The sequence below is a fragment of the Clostridium collagenovorans DSM 3089 genome, assembly GCF_900130005.1.
In the GTDB taxonomy this organism is placed as follows: domain Bacteria; phylum Bacillota; class Clostridia; order Clostridiales; family Clostridiaceae; genus Clostridium_D; species Clostridium_D collagenovorans.
On the sequence record NZ_FQXP01000014.1, the window covers coordinates 1 to 16,505 of the forward strand.

The 16,505-nt window shown below is 29.5% G+C and carries 15 protein-coding genes and 4 tRNA genes; 3 read left to right on the forward strand and 16 right to left on the reverse strand.

Annotated elements, in window-relative coordinates:
- Window positions 1-2: 2 nt before the first annotated feature.
- The 4 genes from BUA48_RS13985 to BUA48_RS14000 all read right to left on the reverse strand — a co-directional run bounded on the left by BUA48_RS13985 (window position 3) and on the right by BUA48_RS14000 (window position 329).
- Window positions 3-78 (reverse strand) — tRNA-Thr (locus tag BUA48_RS13985).
- A gap of 13 nt (window positions 79-91) precedes the next feature.
- Window positions 92-168, reverse strand: a tRNA-Asp gene (locus BUA48_RS13990).
- Window positions 169-174: 6 nt separating this feature from the next.
- Window positions 175-250, reverse strand: a tRNA-Val gene (locus BUA48_RS13995).
- Window positions 251-254: 4 nt separating this feature from the next.
- A tRNA-Glu gene (locus BUA48_RS14000) sits at window positions 255-329 on the reverse strand.
- A 927-nt stretch (window positions 330-1,256) separates the two neighbouring features.
- Here BUA48_RS14000 and BUA48_RS14005 point away from each other — a divergent pair.
- On the forward strand, window positions 1,257-2,489 hold the full coding sequence (locus tag BUA48_RS14005; RefSeq protein ID WP_072832688.1) for a BaiN/RdsA family NAD(P)/FAD-dependent oxidoreductase: 1,233 nt from the start codon (window positions 1,257-1,259) through the stop codon (window positions 2,487-2,489).
- 63 nt (window positions 2,490-2,552) lie between these two features.
- Complete coding sequence (locus BUA48_RS14010) at window positions 2,553-3,059, forward strand: GNAT family N-acetyltransferase (RefSeq protein ID WP_072832689.1); 507 nt, start codon at window positions 2,553-2,555, stop codon at window positions 3,057-3,059.
- Window positions 3,060-3,167: 108 nt separating this feature from the next.
- Here the strand turns inward: BUA48_RS14010 and BUA48_RS14015 are convergent, their stop codons facing one another.
- From BUA48_RS14015 to BUA48_RS14045, 7 genes are all read right to left on the reverse strand, one after another.
- Entirely contained in the window at window positions 3,168-4,535 is a 1,368-nt protein-coding gene (locus BUA48_RS14015) for an ABC transporter substrate-binding protein (protein WP_072832690.1), read from the reverse strand.
- Window positions 4,536-4,567: 32 nt separating this feature from the next.
- Window positions 4,568-5,392, reverse strand: a complete 825-nt coding sequence (locus tag BUA48_RS14020) for a carbohydrate ABC transporter permease (protein ID WP_072832691.1) — start codon at window positions 5,390-5,392, stop codon at window positions 4,568-4,570.
- A gap of 20 nt (window positions 5,393-5,412) precedes the next feature.
- Entirely contained in the window at window positions 5,413-6,306 is an 894-nt protein-coding gene (locus tag BUA48_RS14025; protein WP_072832749.1) for an ABC transporter permease subunit, read from the reverse strand.
- Window positions 6,302-7,387, reverse strand: coding sequence for an ABC transporter ATP-binding protein (locus BUA48_RS14030; protein WP_072832692.1), 1,086 nt, complete (start codon window positions 7,385-7,387; stop codon window positions 6,302-6,304). The genes BUA48_RS14025 and BUA48_RS14030 overlap by 5 nt, the downstream gene beginning before the upstream one ends.
- A 96-nt stretch (window positions 7,388-7,483) precedes the next feature.
- The gene (locus BUA48_RS14035; RefSeq protein ID WP_072832693.1) at window positions 7,484-8,047 is read right to left on the reverse strand and encodes a CD3072 family TudS-related putative desulfidase; all 564 of its coding nucleotides are present in this window, start codon (window positions 8,045-8,047) and stop codon (window positions 7,484-7,486) included.
- A gap of 215 nt (window positions 8,048-8,262) precedes the next feature.
- Complete coding sequence (locus BUA48_RS14040; protein ID WP_072832694.1) at window positions 8,263-8,454, reverse strand: DUF1858 domain-containing protein; 192 nt, start codon at window positions 8,452-8,454, stop codon at window positions 8,263-8,265.
- Between the two features lie 95 nt (window positions 8,455-8,549).
- Entirely contained in the window at window positions 8,550-9,836 is a 1,287-nt protein-coding gene (locus tag BUA48_RS14045; RefSeq protein ID WP_072832750.1) for an adenylosuccinate synthase, read from the reverse strand.
- Between the two features lie 461 nt (window positions 9,837-10,297).
- Here BUA48_RS14045 and pgsA point away from each other — a divergent pair, with 461 nt between their 5' ends.
- A complete protein-coding gene (gene pgsA, locus BUA48_RS14050) occupies window positions 10,298-10,822 on the forward strand; it encodes a CDP-diacylglycerol--glycerol-3-phosphate 3-phosphatidyltransferase (RefSeq protein WP_072832695.1) in 525 nt (174 codons plus the stop codon).
- A gap of 82 nt (window positions 10,823-10,904) precedes the next feature.
- Here the strand turns inward: pgsA and BUA48_RS14055 are convergent, their stop codons facing one another.
- From BUA48_RS14055 to BUA48_RS14075, 5 genes are all read right to left on the reverse strand, one after another.
- Window positions 10,905-11,654 carry an ABC transporter ATP-binding protein gene (locus tag BUA48_RS14055; RefSeq protein WP_072832696.1) on the reverse strand — a complete coding sequence of 250 codons (750 nt, stop codon included), beginning with the start codon at window positions 11,652-11,654 and terminating at the stop codon, window positions 10,905-10,907.
- Window positions 11,655-11,666: 12 nt separating this feature from the next.
- The gene (locus tag BUA48_RS14060) at window positions 11,667-12,503 is read right to left on the reverse strand and encodes an ABC transporter permease (protein ID WP_072832697.1); all 837 of its coding nucleotides are present in this window, start codon (window positions 12,501-12,503) and stop codon (window positions 11,667-11,669) included.
- Window positions 12,504-12,573: 70 nt separating this feature from the next.
- The gene (locus BUA48_RS14065) at window positions 12,574-13,719 is read right to left on the reverse strand and encodes an ABC transporter substrate-binding protein (protein ID WP_072832698.1); all 1,146 of its coding nucleotides are present in this window, start codon (window positions 13,717-13,719) and stop codon (window positions 12,574-12,576) included.
- 703 nt (window positions 13,720-14,422) lie between these two features.
- Window positions 14,423-15,796, reverse strand: a complete 1,374-nt coding sequence (locus tag BUA48_RS14070; protein WP_072832699.1) for an MATE family efflux transporter — start codon at window positions 15,794-15,796, stop codon at window positions 14,423-14,425.
- Window positions 15,797-15,837: 41 nt separating this feature from the next.
- Complete coding sequence (locus BUA48_RS14075) at window positions 15,838-16,428, reverse strand: HD domain-containing protein (protein WP_072832700.1); 591 nt, start codon at window positions 16,426-16,428, stop codon at window positions 15,838-15,840.
- Window positions 16,429-16,505 lie beyond the last annotated feature (77 nt).

Below are 16,505 nucleotides of genomic sequence, written 5' to 3' on the forward strand. Positions count from 1 at the left end.
AATGGAGCTGGCAATAGGACTTGAACCTACAACCTGCTGATTACAAGTCAGCTGCTCTGCCAATTGAGCCATGCCAGCATGTATTTTAAAATGGCGACCCAGAAGGGACTCGAACCCTCGACCTCCGGCGTGACAGGCCGGCACTCTAACCAACTGAGCCACTGGGCCATTATTTGGTGGAAACAACAGGGATCGAACCTGTGACCCTCTGCTTGTAAGGCAGATGCTCTCCCAGCTGAGCTATGCTTCCATAATGGTGACTCCTAGGGGAATCGAACCCCTGTTACCACCGTGAAAGGGTGGTGTCTTGACCGCTTGACCAAGGAGCCATATGTTTTCATCAGTTTTGCTGTTTGTGCTCAGCTCACTGACAAGGTATATCTTATATTAAATTGAATCTAAAGTCAACAACTTTTTCTCACTTTTTTACGTTTTTTTTTATTTTATATAACTTTTTCTATGTTTATATGACTTATAACCCTTGATTTATCTTACTTTGTACTTAATTAACACATTATTTATAATATCACATTTTTATAATTTTTGAAGGTTATGATACTTCGGATTATTCATTATTTGTGATAATATGTTATATTTTTCTTCATTATTATTACGTATATTTATACTTTTAATTTAAATTTTTATTTAAATTATATCTTTAAAGTAACTAATAACCCTATGACCTATCATATTTTCTTTAAATTAAATCCATATTCTAATAACTTATTACATATTTAACTTCATTATTCTATAAAAATATTATCAAAATTTATCTATTGCATAATAATATATTTTTAGAGCTTAGGTATTATATTTATATTAAAAATGCCCTGTGTTCTATACTTTTTATTTCATATAGCCTCCATATTAATACAGTATATTTATATTAATATTCCTATGTATTATCTAATTTAGATTGATTATGGCTATAATAAAAGATATTTATTAAGAATATATATTTTTGTAATTCTAAAGCTATATTATTTTTCTTTAGCTTCTGCTAAACTTATTAAAGTTATTAAAATAAAAATATTTTATTTATTATATATATTTTATTAAGTAAACTTATCTTACTTTGATGTTTTTGTAGTGAAATACTAAATTCTATAAAAATACTACAGTGTAGTTTTAATATTGCAAAGTATATATAGTGAAAATATATAATACCTACTATTAAATTTAGATACAAGTTGATTTAAATATAATTTAGAAACTCAATTTATTATAAAGAATAGATTTAAGGAGCGTGATTAAATTTGAAATATGATGTAATAGTAATTGGTGGTGGTGCTGCCGGTATAGCCGCTGCTATAACTGCTAAAGACGCTGGTTGTAATGTAGCTATTTTAGAATCTACAGATAGAATCGGTAAAAAAATATTAACTACAGGTAATGGTAGATGTAATATTTCTAATGAAAAAGCTGACGTAACTAGATACCATAGCGATAATACAGATTTCTTTAAAGACATAATAAGCAACTTTTCTTATAAAGATACAATAGATTTTTTTGCATCAATAGGGTTGCATCTTAAGACCTTAGATAGCAATAAAATGTATCCTTTATCTCTTCAAGCTTCCTCTGTAGTAGATATATTTAGAATGGCACTTGAAGATAAGTCTATTGATATTTATTTTAATTCTAAAGTAAATAAAATAGAAAATAAAAATAATGTTTTTAAATTACATATTAATGAAGAGATTTTCACCTGTGATAAACTTGTTTTATGCACTGGTGGTAAATCTTATCCTAAAACAGGTTCAGATGGTTCTGGGTACAAACTAGCTACCTCACTAGGCCATAAAATCACTAATTTAATACCTTCCATTGTTCAAGTAAGACTTAATCATGATAGACTTAAAGCCTTGTCAGGTGTTAAATTTGATGGTGTAGCTAAAATATTAGTAAATGACAAATTAGTTCAAACTGAGGAAGGAGAAATCTTATTTACTGACTATGGTATATCAGGACCTCCTATTCTTCAACTGAGTAGAGTTGCATCTTGTAGTACCCTATCTAAGAAGAATAAGGTTTCATTACAAGTTGATCTAATGCCTAGTATGGATGAAAAGGCTTTAAAAACCTTCATAGACAATCATTTAGGTACTTTTGGATATAGAAGTATACATGATTGCTTTATAGGCCTTATAAACAAAAAAATAATTGTACCGCTTTTGAGAGAAGCTGAAGTAGATGATATCCATAAGCCAGCATGGGAAGTAACCTGGGAAGAAAAATGTAATATGCTTAAACTGCTTAAATCTTGGACCTTTGAAGTTACAGGTACTAATACCTTTAATGATGCTCAAGTAACTGCTGGAGGCATAAATACAAAAGATATTAACCCTATTACCTTAGAGTCTAAGCTTGTTAAAAACTTATACTTTGCAGGAGAAGTTTTAGATGTAGATGGAGACTGTGGTGGTTTCAACTTACATTGGTGTTGGGCTTCAGGTATAAGAGTTGGAAAATCTGTATGTAACCATTAAAATTTAATGTAATATTTGGTATAATATTCATGTCGAAACTTTAATTTAAAGGGGATTATATATATGAATATTATTATCAAAGAATTATCTAATGACTTATTTTTTGCTACTGCAAAAATGCTTACAGAGCTAATGAATTACCATAGAAAATTAACCAATGCTCCTAAGGAGTATTGGCAAACAAATGAAGAATCGGAAAAAACACTAAGAGAGTGGATAAATGAAGGTTCTATTTACAATATATTTTCAGATGAAACTCCAGTAGGTTTCTTTTATGTTAGACTTGGTGGCCAAAATGTAGCTTGGTTAGAAGATATGTTTATTTTAGAGGACTACAGAGGTAACGGTTTTGGTAAGTTTGCAATGAAAAAACTAGATGAATTAATGATTGAAAAGAAAGTGGTTGCAATGTTTGTAGATGTTATACCTAGAAATACAAGCGCAATAAAGTTGTATAAAGAATGTGGATTTGATCATTTAAATCTAATTCAGTTAAGAAAGAATTATGATGAAAAACTAAACAAAGATGAAAACATTGATATATTAGGCTTTGATTTTAAAAAATATTAAAGAAAATACCTTACTGAAAGTGTATCTTCTCTTTATGATTTATAGTTATAATAAATATAACTATTATCCTAAAGTGATGATATTCATCAGTAAGGTATTTTTTATATATTATTCGCCAAATGATTTCTTAGCTTCATCTAAAGCTTTTCTTGTATTTTGTTCTGCTTCATTAAGAGCATCCTTAGTTGATTTTTCCCCAAGGATTATTTGTTTTAATGCTTTATCCATATTTTCGTGGATTGAATATCCATTTAAAACCTTAGGGTCACAGTATCCGTAATCAAATTCTTTAACAGCTTCACCCTTAGCTGGATTTTCTTTTTCAACATATTCTTTAAATTCTTTTGAGTTTAAAACAGATTTTCTTAAAGGTAAGTATCCTGATTTTGTACCCCAAGTTAATTGATTTTCATCTTCCATAAAGAATTTAATAAATTCAAAAGCAGCTAATTTTTCTTCTGCTGAAGGTGTATTGAAGATTGTAACATCTGTACCAGAGAATAATGCAGCTTTTTCTTTTCCTTCTGGTAAAACAGCTGTTTTGAAGTTAACATTTCCACCTTCACAAGCTTTAATTATATCAGGTAATGCAGAAATAGAAGATATACCCATAGCTAATTCTCCTCTTCCTAATGGACCTGTTATGTATTTTTCTTCATCTAATATTTTAGCTGAACCATCTTTAACCATACCAGATAAGAAATCAAATGCCTTTTCTGTTTCTGGTGAGTTAAATAATATTTGATCCTTATCTTCATCAATTAAATGACCACCTGCTTGTTCAACCCAGAAACTTGAGTCTATACCAACAGATGTATTAAGTCCTAAACCTTGAATATCATTCTTACCATCTTTGTCTTTATCTATAGTTAATTTTTCTGCTGCTGCTTTAAGCTCGTCCCAGTTACTTGGAACTGCAACTCCATTTTCTTTTAATATATCGTCATTGTAAAATAATAAATAAGTTCCTTTATTAAATGGTAAAGAATGATGTTTTCCATTCCACATACCATTATCTCTTAAGAACTCAGGAATGTCTTTCCAAACTTCATCCTTAAATCCTATCTTTTCATTTTCAATGTAAGGATTCAAATCTTCAACTAAATCATTTTTTACATAAGCAGTTAATCTATTTGGATAGATCATTGCTAATGCTGGTAATTGATTAGATTTAGACGCTCCCTCAAGTTTTGAGAATAACTCTTTATAATGTCCTTGATAAACTAAATTAACAGTTATTTTACCCTCATTTTTCTTGTTAAACTTATCTGCTATTTCTTGTAATGCCTTTTCATTTTCACCTGTCATTGCATGCCAAAACTCTATGCTTACAGGATCCTTAATTTCAGTTGCAATAGTAGTCTTTGCTTCGTCTTTTGGTTGCTCTGATTTCGCACTTGCACCATTGCCGCAACCAAATAAGCTAAGTGTTAATACACATGAAGCTATTAATGCAGTTAGTTTTTTTAATTTCATAAAAATCTCCTCCTAAATTTATATATAAAGGTTTATCCTTTTATACCTGACTTTGTCATACCAGAAATAATGTATTTTTGAAGAAAAAAGTATATTATAAGTATTGGTATTATTACTATGGTACTGGCAGCCATAAGCAAGTTATAATTACCACCTGCCTCTGAAGTAAAGTTCATTATCCCAACAGGTAAAGTACGCATATTAGGTAAATTAGTAACTATTAAAGGCCATAGGAACTCATTCCAACTATTAACTATCTTAAGAAGTGCTATAGTTATTAAAGCTGGTTTTGCTACTGGTACCATAATCCTCCACAAAAATCTAAAATCACTACAGCCATCCAATTTAGCTGCATGATAAAGTGAACTTGGTATTGTTAAGAAGAATTGTCTTAACAAAAATATTGAGAATACGCTTATGGTCCATGGTACTGTTAATCCAGCGTAAGTATTTATCCAACCAAGCTTAGCTATAGTTATATAATTTGGTATTAGTGTAAGTTCACCTGGAACCATCATAGTACCTATCAAAATAGAAAATATTAAATCCCTACCCCAGAAGTTCATCTTTGAAAAAGCAAAGGCTGCTAATATAGTTGTAATCAATGTTCCTATAGTAACTATAGCTGCTATTATTACACTATTAAAAAAATATCTTGCTATTGGTATTTGTGTTGCAACATCTAAATAATTAGAGAATTGCACTGTCCTTGGAATAAACTCTGGCGGCATTTTAAATACTTCACTCAATGGCTTTAATGATGTGCTTATCATCCAAATGAAAGGTAACAAGGTTATAATACATCCCAGTATTATAACTACATATGTAATAAATTTACAAACCTTATTCATGGTCATAGTCCTCCCTTATTAAATCCTTAATCATAATTAACTTTTTTCTTGCCAATTCTAAATTGAATGAAGTTTAAAGTTAATATAATTAAGAACAATATTAAAGCCGCTGCCGAAGCAACACCATATTGATAGTGATTGTTAAATTTGTTATAAATGTAATACACCATAGTTAAACAACTATTTAAAGGGCCTGGTTGTTTATCAAATAATGCAAAAACCTCTCCAAATACCTTAAAAGAATTTATGGTGGTAATTATGCACACAAAAAATATAGTTGGAGATAACAGGGGTAAGGTAATACTCTTGACCCTTTGAAAGAAATTAGCTCCATCTATTTTTGCGGCTAAATTATATTGTTCATCAACATTTTGGAGTCCAGATAAAAATACTATTATGTTATATCCAAGACCTTTCCATATGCTTACTATTATTAAACTCACCATAGCCCACTTTGGATCGGAAATCCACTTTATAGAATCTATTCCTATGAAGTTTAAGAAACAGTTTAAAATACCATAGTCACTATGAAAAATCCATCTCCACACCATAGATATTGCTATTGTAGAAGTTATAAAAGGTAAAAAATATATACTTCTAAATAGTTTTTTAAATTTAATATTTCTATTAAGCAGTATAGCTATAAATAGTGAAATTAAAATAGATATAGGTGTTACAAATAATACATATATAAAGGTATTCTTAAGTGCAATCCAAAAATCTGCATCATTAATCAAGTAAGAAAAATTATCTAATCCTCTAGCAAATACTATATCTTTTTGGTAGTTATACTTACTATAAAAACTCATATCAAAAGTTTTTATAATGGGATAAATATAGAAAACTGATATTATTATAAGAACAGGCAATAAATATAAAATTCCTCTTAAAAAAGACTTATAATTCTTATCCCTATTAATCATAACTTAGATTATCCCCAGTCTTAGAATCAAAGAATACTAACCTATTTGGCTTTATACCAATATATACATTAGTCATTTTGTCTGGAATAGTATCATATGTAGTAACCACCTTTATAGCAGTATCACCTACTTTTATTTTTAATATTGTATCCTTACCTAAATTCTCAATAAATTCTATATTTGCTTCTATTGAATTTTCAAAATATGTTTCACTAATTATAAAGTCTTCACACCTAATTCCAATATTTAAATCTTTCATATCAGCAGGAATATTAACAGTATTTATAAAGTTACTTAACTTAAAATCCTTATTAAATAATCTTATAGAATCCTCTTTTTTATTAACATCGCAATGAATTATATTAATAGGAGGATTTCCAAGAAAGCTTCCTACAAATAAATTTTTAGGATTTTTATATAATTTGCTTGGCAAATCATATTGTTGTAATACTCCGTCCTTTAATAAAACTATCTTATCTGAAATACTCATAGCTTCTTCTTGATCATGAGTAACAAAAATAGTTGTTATCTTAAGCTCACTTTGTATCCTTTTTATCTCTTCTCTCATTTCAACTCTTAATCTAGCATCCAAATTTGATAAAGGCTCGTCCAACAATAATATTTCTGGCTCCTTAACTAATGCCCTAGCAATAGCCACCCTTTGTTGTTGTCCACCTGAAAGTTGAGAGGGTTTTCTTTTAAGAAGTTCCTCTATCTTAACTAAGGAACTTATCTTATGAACCTTGTCCTTAATTTCTTTTTTAGGCAACTTCTTTAATTTTAATGGGAAAGCTATGTTATCATAAACACTCATATGTGGATATAGAGCATAGTTTTGAAAAACCATTCCTATATTTCTTTTCTCAGGAGCTATGTCATCTATAACTTTTTCATCGAAATAAATGTGTCCCTCACTCGGTTTATGTATTCCAGCTATAGTAAAAATCGTTGTACTTTTACCGCAGCCACTTGGCCCTAATAAGCTTACTAATTCACCAGATTTAATTTCAATATTCAAATCTTTCACGGCAGAAAAATCCTTAAATCTCACTGAAAGGTTCTCTATTCTTAAATCCATAAAACTCCTTCTTTCATAATATGTTTATCTTTTTTTATATTATTTACCTTGTGAACTTCATATACTCTTTAAGTACCTATGAAGTTTATGAGTCAATTAAATATCTAGTATTTGATGAATATTATCTATATTAGAAGTATCAACCCCTACTATAGGTATATTTAAGTTGTTTTCCTCTAAAAGTCCCTTTATTTCTTCTATGAAAACTCCACTTTCTTCTACCATCTCTAAGCTGGCTAACATGTCATTCAGATTATGATTATGAGAAAACTCTCCATACCATTTTCCACTGCAAGTTAAATTCACTCCACAACTAGGGCTACCATTAACCCCTAAAATTCCTATTATATTAAATCCATTTTTACTATAATCTCTTATTTCATTTAACACAGGATTTAACATTTCTCTACTCATATCTCTGAAATGAGGTGTATCAAACTGTTCCTTTACATGTCCCCATCTTCTACAACCATAGATTTTCATTTCAGGACATGGTAATTGTATAATCCCAATATCATTTTTAATTAAATTCATAATAAGATTTTTCTTTTTCTCTTCAAAGTTTTTATTATATTCATTAAAATTTTCAACCTTAGACTTACAATTTAAAAAACAATGGCATACTAGAATAATTTTTTTATTACAATTTAAATTTTCCATGAATTTCTCCACTCTTTATAAAATTTTTTAAATATTTTGCAAACTTAAGTATAATCCTACTTGAATTTTATTTCAAATTTGTATTTTCAATAGTAAATCACTGTTCTATTTAAAAATTCCATAGCATTTTTAGACAATATAAAAGGACTGTTCTTTTGAACAGTCCTTAATGTGTACTATTTTAATTTCTTATGTTATTTGGATAATATATAAATTTATATATTAGCATTTAATTCAAGTAATAATTTTTCTAAGTCTATACCATGAACAGCTACAGCTTCTTCTAATGTTTCCATTTGAGCTGATGGACACCCAACGCATCCCATTCCACAGTTCATAAGCACTTCAATACTAGATGGATATTGTTTTATTATTTCACCAATTGTCATATCCTTAGTAATTTTCATATATTGCACCTCCGATACATATGTATTTAAAATATTATAGAATAATCCCTATATATTTACTATACACATTTTAACCAGAATTTCAATTATAATTCTTATAATTCAGCAATTTTCATTGTTTGATCTCTCTTTGGTCCTACAGAAACTATAGCAATTCTTGCTCCAGTTATTTCTTCTATTCTCTTTAAGTATTTCTTAGCGTTTTCTGGAATAGCATCATAACTTCTTGCATCTGCAATACTTTCATCCCAACCATCAAACTCTTCATATACTGGTGTACATCTTGCTAAATCTTCTAAGCTTGCTGGGAAGTAGTCTATAACTCTTCCGTCTAACTCATAACCAACACATACTTTAATTTTCTCAATTCCAGCTAAAGTATCCATTTTAGTTATTGCAAGACTAGTTAATCCACATACTCTAGTTGTAGTTTTAACTATTACAAGGTCTAACCAACCACATCTTCTAGCTCTTCCAGTTGTTACACCATACTCATGTCCAACTTGTCTTATATGCTCTCCCATTTCATCATGTAATTCTGTTGGGAATGGTCCTTTACCTACTCTTGTAGTGTAAGCTTTAGCAATACCAATAGCATTAGTAATCATTGTTGGTCCAATACCAACTCCTGTACATACTCCACCTGCTATTGTGTTTGAAGATGTAACATAAGGATAAGTACCGTAATCTATATCAAGTAACATTCCTTGAGCACCTTCAAATAAAACTTTTTTATCAGCTTTTATAGAATCATAAACCTTAACAGAAGTTTCTTGTACAAAAGGTCTTATTCTTTCACCAAATTCTACATACTCATTGAATATTGCTTCAAAATCTAAAGGCTCTTCACCATAGATTGAAGTTATAACTTTATTTTTGTCTTCTATGTTAATTTGTAACTTTTCTCTCAAAACTTCTTTATGAAGAAGATCACAAATTCTTATACCACATCTTTCAACCTTATCAGTATAAGCTGGTCCTATACCTTTTTTAGTTGTACCTATGTCATTTTTACCTCTAGCTTTTTCTTTTAAAGCATCTAATACCTTATGGTATGGTAATATAACTTGAGCTCTATCACTAATTGCTAATCTCTCTGGTGTTACGTCTATGCCAACTGTCTTTAAATATTCTATTTCAGTAAATAAGGCAGCTGGATCTATTACTACGCCATTTCCTAATACATTTAACTTGTCAGAATAAAGAATTCCAGATGGTATTAAGTGAAGTTTATATTCATTTTCCCCAACAACTACAGTATGACCTGCGTTATTTCCTCCTTGGAATCTAACTACTACTTCAGCATCCTCTGCTAGGTAGTCTGTCATCTTACCTTTTCCTTCGTCTCCCCACTGAGCTCCAAGTACTATTAATGTTGACATATTATTTCCTCGCTTTCCTATAGCATATTTAAATGCCATTATAACTAGTTCTCTAAGTTTTAAACAATATTGAAACATATTCTAAAACAAATTTTACTTCATTTTAAAATAAACTTATTTATAAATTTAGTTGGTAAACTTTTACCCTTAATTATCTTATCAAAGTACGGCTCTAAAATCAAGAATTATACGAATAATGATTTATTAAATTATACTATAGTTCGCTAAACTTAATTTTTAAATATAATTTTGTTTCATTTTTGTTAAATTATAATATTTATTTCAAATCCTCTTATATTTTAGTTATAATAATTGGTATACCATTGTTTTATACAGAGTTTTTGTATTATTTTGTTATATAATCTTAGATTTAATTAATTTAATAATAAAGTCTAAATTTATAAAGTAGAATTATATAATGCTTTATAAATCACACATATAAATTTAGGGAGGTTTTTAACATGAGTATTCCTAACATGTTAAGTATTTTTAGGTTAATACTTATACCTGTTTTTACAATTGTGTTTTTCTCACCAATTGAACATGCTATGCTATACTCTTCTATAGTATTTGTTATATCAGGTGTAACAGATTTACTTGATGGCTATATTGCTCGTAAGTACAATCAAGTTACTAAATTAGGTATTGTTTTAGATCCTTTAGCAGATAAACTTACTTTATTAGTAGTGTTATTTTGTCTATTTAAGAAGGAGCTTATTCCATCTTGGATTTTAATTTTCTTCGTAGCAAAAGAATTGTCTATGATACTAGGCGGAATCTTTGCTTACACACGTTCAGATTTAGTTATTCCTTCAAATATATTTGGTAAATTAGCAACTATATTTTTTTATTTTTCTATTTTCGTATTACTATTTGATAAAACTATTGGAATTTATTTAGTTTATGCAACTGTAATAAGTGCAGTCATAGCCTTATTTAGTTACATAAAAATATTTTGGAATAATAAACACAGTTTTAAAAAATAATTATTTTAAGATAAAAACTTTAAAGAAAAGAGAGAGTATATAAAATTTTATACTCTCTCTTTTCTTTTATATACACTATAATTTAATGTTCAAGCATAGAAAGTATTTTGGATGTAAGCTTACCATACTCAGGATTAGCTCTATCTCTCGGCCTGTCCATAGTTATATTTATAATTTCCTTTACAACTCCAGGGTTCCTCCCCATTACAATTATTTTATCAGCAAGATATATAGCTTCATCAACACTATGAGTTACGAAAAGTATTGTTTTCTTATTCTTTTCCCATATGTTCAAAAGTTCTCCTTGAAGTATAATTCTAGTATGTGCATCTAAAGCTCCAAAAGGCTCATCCATAAGTAAAACCTCTGGATTGTTAGCTAATGCCCTAGCAATTGCTACCCTCTGTTGCATTCCCCCTGATAGTTCATAGGGATATGCCTTTCCGAAGCTCTCCATATTTATTAACTTTAAATATTTTTCTGCAACCTCTCTCCTTTCCTTTTTATCTACTCCTTTAAACTCTAATCCTAAGGCTATATTGTCCAAAACAGTTCTCCATTGTAATAAGGAATAGTTTTGAAACACCATTCCTATATCTGATGTAGGCTCAGTTATTGCTCTATCTCTATAAATAACTTCCCCTGAAGTTGCACTCTCTAAACTAGCTATTATCCTCAACAATGTAGATTTACCACAACCCGAAGGCCCAACTATACATATAAAATCATTTTCTTCAACCTCTAAATTTATATCTCTTAAAGCCTCAACTTCTAAATTCTCCTTAGTTTTAAATATCTTATTCAACACTTTTATTTCTATACATGTACTCATTGTTGTAACCTCCTATCTTGTTTTACTTTGCCATGAAAAATATTTATGTTCTATAATTCTAAAGAAGGCATCTAACAAGGCTCCTATAACCCCTATACAAATCATACCTGTTATTACTAAATCCGTTCTTCCTAACTCATAAGCATGAGTAATTAAATACCCAACTCCTGATAAACTTCCTGGTAGCATTTCCGCTGAAACTAAACAAGCCCATGCAATACCAAGTCCAGTTCTTAACCCGTTGATTATACTTGGTGCTGCTGCTGGTAATAATATTTTAGTGAATATATGTATTTGTTTTGCACCTAACACCTTTGCTGACTCTATTAAGGTTTTAGGAACTGTCTTAACTGCAAACATAGTATTAGTTACAACTGGGAAAAAGGTACCCAATCCTATAATAAACATCATTGAAAATTTGAAATTATTTAAGTAGGCCTGGAGTTGTCCCCCTTCAACCTTAAATACAGTTGCTACACTAGAAACTCCAAACCATGCAAGAACTAATGGAACCCATGCAAGTGGTGGTATTGGTCTGAAAATATTTATGAAGTTATTAAACAAACCATATACCGTCTTCTTATAACCCATTAGTACTCCTAATGGAATTGCAATAAGTACTCCTACTATATACCCTGATAATACCCTAATTAAACTAACTAGAATATTAGTAGGAATTGATCCTAATCCAATAAAATCATCTGTAGCATGAGCAAAGTTATTAAATACTTTCCCTATTTCAGGTAATATAACTGGATTATCTATTCTTTTAGAACTTATGTACCAAAGAATTATAAATAAGATTGGAACTATAACTCCTATAAAAAATCTTTTTAAGTTTTTTGACATTTCTATCCTCCTAAAAAAGCTTTCCTAAATATTCAGGAAAGCTTTACTTTTAAGTAAGTTAATTTTTATATTATTTTAAGAATTGGAAATCAAAAGACTTAGTTTTAACTTCATCAAAACTCTTACCTTTTAGTTCTCCACTGAATTTATTCATATTGTTTAATGCATCTACATAAACCTTTATACCATTCATCCATTTATCAGATGGTGTAGTAAAGTATTTTATTTCACAAAGCTTAATAGCTTCTTGAGAAACACCTATTATTTCAGACATAACCTTCGCTACTTCTTCTTTATTTTCATTACAATACTTACTGTTTTCATCTACTAACTTAACTAAAGCCTTTGTAACCTCTGGATGCTTATCTATAGCATTCTGAGTTGCAGCTAAAACACAGCAAGGGAAATCATCCCAACTACCTACTGGAGGGAAGTCCTTTAACGTTAAACTTATTTCACCTACTTTAGTATCTTGTGCTGCCTCTGGGTGATGTGATGGTCCTACCCAAGCATCAACTTGTCCACTTGATAGTGAAGGTAATAGGTTGCTTGCTCCTTTTAAGTCTACTAATATAACATCAGCATCTACATCACTTGGATTTTCTGAAACCTTTAATCCTTGAGTTTTTAATACTGATTCAATAACTATTCTAGGACCACTTACTGGTGAGTGATATCCTAATTTTAATGGTTCTTTTTTATCTTGAATATGTTTCTTTATTTCATCCCATGATTTCAAGTTAGTTCCTGGTGGAAATACTAGTGCTATACCATTACTTTGGAATGGTGATATTATCTTTAACTTTGAACCATTATCAACAGCAGATAATATAGCAGTATTAGAACAGAATCCATAATCAACATGATTTTGACTCATTAGGTTTGCTGTTTCTGATCCACCCTTTGAAGGTACAAAGTTTAAAACAGCTAACTTTTTTTCTCCATCCATAAGTTCAAATTTATCCTTAGATAAAGGATTTAGGTAAACTCCTTGTTTCTTAAATTCATCTACCTTTTTAGTTGGGATACTCATAACCCCTGTATGTAATTCATTCCCCCAAGACATTGTAAGTTCTGGTATTTCCTTGTTATCTTCTGCCTTTGCATTTGTTTGAGTAGCATTATCCTCTTTCTTAGCATCAGCCGAAGAATTGCCACAGCCAGTAAACATACAAACTGTCAGCGTTGCAATTAGTGCCATAATTACTTTCTTCATAACTCTTCCCCCTGTAATTTTAAGTTATTTATCAACTTACAATGTATATTTTAGTTATATATCCTATATATGTATAATAGTTTTTTTGAATGATGGTTTATTAATCTATTTAAATTTATAATATTAAAATATCTACTCTGTATTCGGAGACGACGAAAGTGAGCCAAAATTCAACTTTGCTTTTAGTCAATTTATGAATGTATTAGAGCCTACTGTTGAAGACTTGGCTAAAAGTTTTATCTAATATATATTCTAATAAACAAACTTCATTGTACTTAGATGTACTATTAATTATAGAACAAATATAGTCATCATTAGAAATGTAGAATATTAATTAGGACTTATATGTTAGCTAAATAAATATAAAAGGGGCTGTCATACTAGAATAAATATCATAGCATGCTGTACTAATAATTAACTTATAAATACAACATGTTCTGTATAATTTCTTAATGTGACAACCCCTATTTTCTACTAAAATCTCTTTAATTAATTTACTCTCTAAAGTGAATTTTAAAAAATTCTCTATCTTTTTTATCTAATTATTGTATTCTAATAATAGAATTTATAGATATACATCAAGTTTAAAACTTCATCTATATACTTTTCATTATTAAAACTTCATCATAATACCTTAGTTAAACCTTGGTCTTGATATAAAACCCTAAAAATAAGTTAAGTTTATTTAATAGAATATATAATTCTAACTTTGAGATTCTACTTTATTTTTATATAACTTACCAATTCTAAATAAGTATAAGAATATAATAAGCATTAAAGTTCCCTTTGCAATACTTGATATTGTTATACTCCACCAAATTCCGCTTAATCCTAATATATCTGGTCTTGAAAGGAAGTAAGCAAGTGGAATTCTAGCTCCAGTTAAAACAGTTAATATTATAGAAGGAATATAGGTACGACCTATCCCCTTAAATAGTCCTGTTATAATTATTTCTATACACATAAATAGTTGTGAATATCCTAATATCTTTAGATACTCAGCACCCTTCTCTATAGCCTCTGCCTCTGCTATAAATACACTAAATATGCTTCTTCCAAGATAAATTAATACTAGGGTATTTACTATTCCTAGTATAGTTCCAATTATCAAAGTTACCTTACATCCCTTATTTATCCTACTATAGTTCTTTGCTCCGTAGTTTTGTCCTGCAAAGGTTGAAAGTGCAGCTGCTAAACCATCCCCTATCATCCATGAAATAGCTTCTATCTGAGAACCAACCTTCTGTGCTGCAATTGCAATAGGCCCAAAAGCTGCTACTATTACTCCTAGTGACATGGAGAAAATAGTAAACATCGCACTTTGTATTGCTATTGGCATTCCTAAAACAAATAACTCTTTGTAGTATTTAATATTTATATTTCTAAAAAGCTTTACTCTAAAATATCCTTCTTGCTCCTTAAGAATTACATATATAAAACATGCAAAAACTACTATTTGGGCAGTTACAGTTGCAATGGCTGCTCCCGTAACTCCTAATGCTGGAAATGGTCCTATTCCAAAGATTAATACTGGGTCTAAGATTATATTTGCAATTAACCCTATTGTATTAATTCTAAAGGGAGTCTTACTATTTCCTGAACCATTAAAGATTGCAGTAAATACAGGATTTATAAAGTAAACAACCATACCTATAGCCATTATATTTAGATATTGTAAAGACATAGATATAACTTCACTATCACCTAGTTTAAAAAATCCTATAAGTTCATCGTTAAATATTAGCAATGCTATTGTATATATAATAGCTAATATAATATTTATTTCTATAGAAGATTTAATATATTCTTTAGTAGTTTTAGTATTGTTTTCCCCTATACTTTGAGCTACCTTAACCTCTCCCCCAACTCTAGATATTACAATAAAAGCCATAGCCAGCCAAGGATAAAATCCTGCAGTTCCAACAGCTGCAACAGCATTACTTCCAACTCTACCAACCCACATCATATCTATCATATTGTATGCCATTTGTATAAAGGCAGTCCCCATTATAGGTAATGCTAACTTTACTAATTTCTCACCAATTTTACCTTGGGTTAAATCAACTCTCGAATCCATAATATCACCCCTTTTAAGTCAATAATAATTATATTTAATTCTTATTTTATATATCCCTTTTCAACACAATCATCAACTACATAATTTATTAAATCTACAAATTCCTTAGGACCCTTTTTTAAAGTTATCTCATTTCTTTTATAAATCTTTTCCTTGGAAATATTATGTTCCTTCCAACTTCCACCCTCTGTCATATAATTAAGAAGTAGTGGCTGTAATCTATCTAACATAGATGCATATTCTGCTTCCTTTGTCTCACATAATTCAAACTCTTCCCATAAGCTTTTAAATTCTTCCCCTTGATCCTCAGGAAGTAAACTAAATAATTTACATGCTGATTTTTCTTCTCTTTCACTTTTATCAACTAATGCCTTTTCATCAAAAGCAAAGGTATCACCAGCATATATTTCAATTAAGTCATGTATAAGAACCATTTTCATAACCTTATTTACATCAATATCTTTATCTACATACTCTGAAAGCATAAATGCCATTATTCCTAAATGCCAAGAATGTTCAGCATCATTTTCGTGCCTACTTTTATCTCCAACATAAGTCATACGAAAAATATTTTTAACCTTGTCTATTTCTAATAAGAAATCCATTTGTTTTTTTAATCTTTCATTAATCATAACTCTTACCCCCATAGTTTATTTAAAATTCTTTTAAGATTATATCATAAAAAACTACTTTTCTTGCTTAATAAATC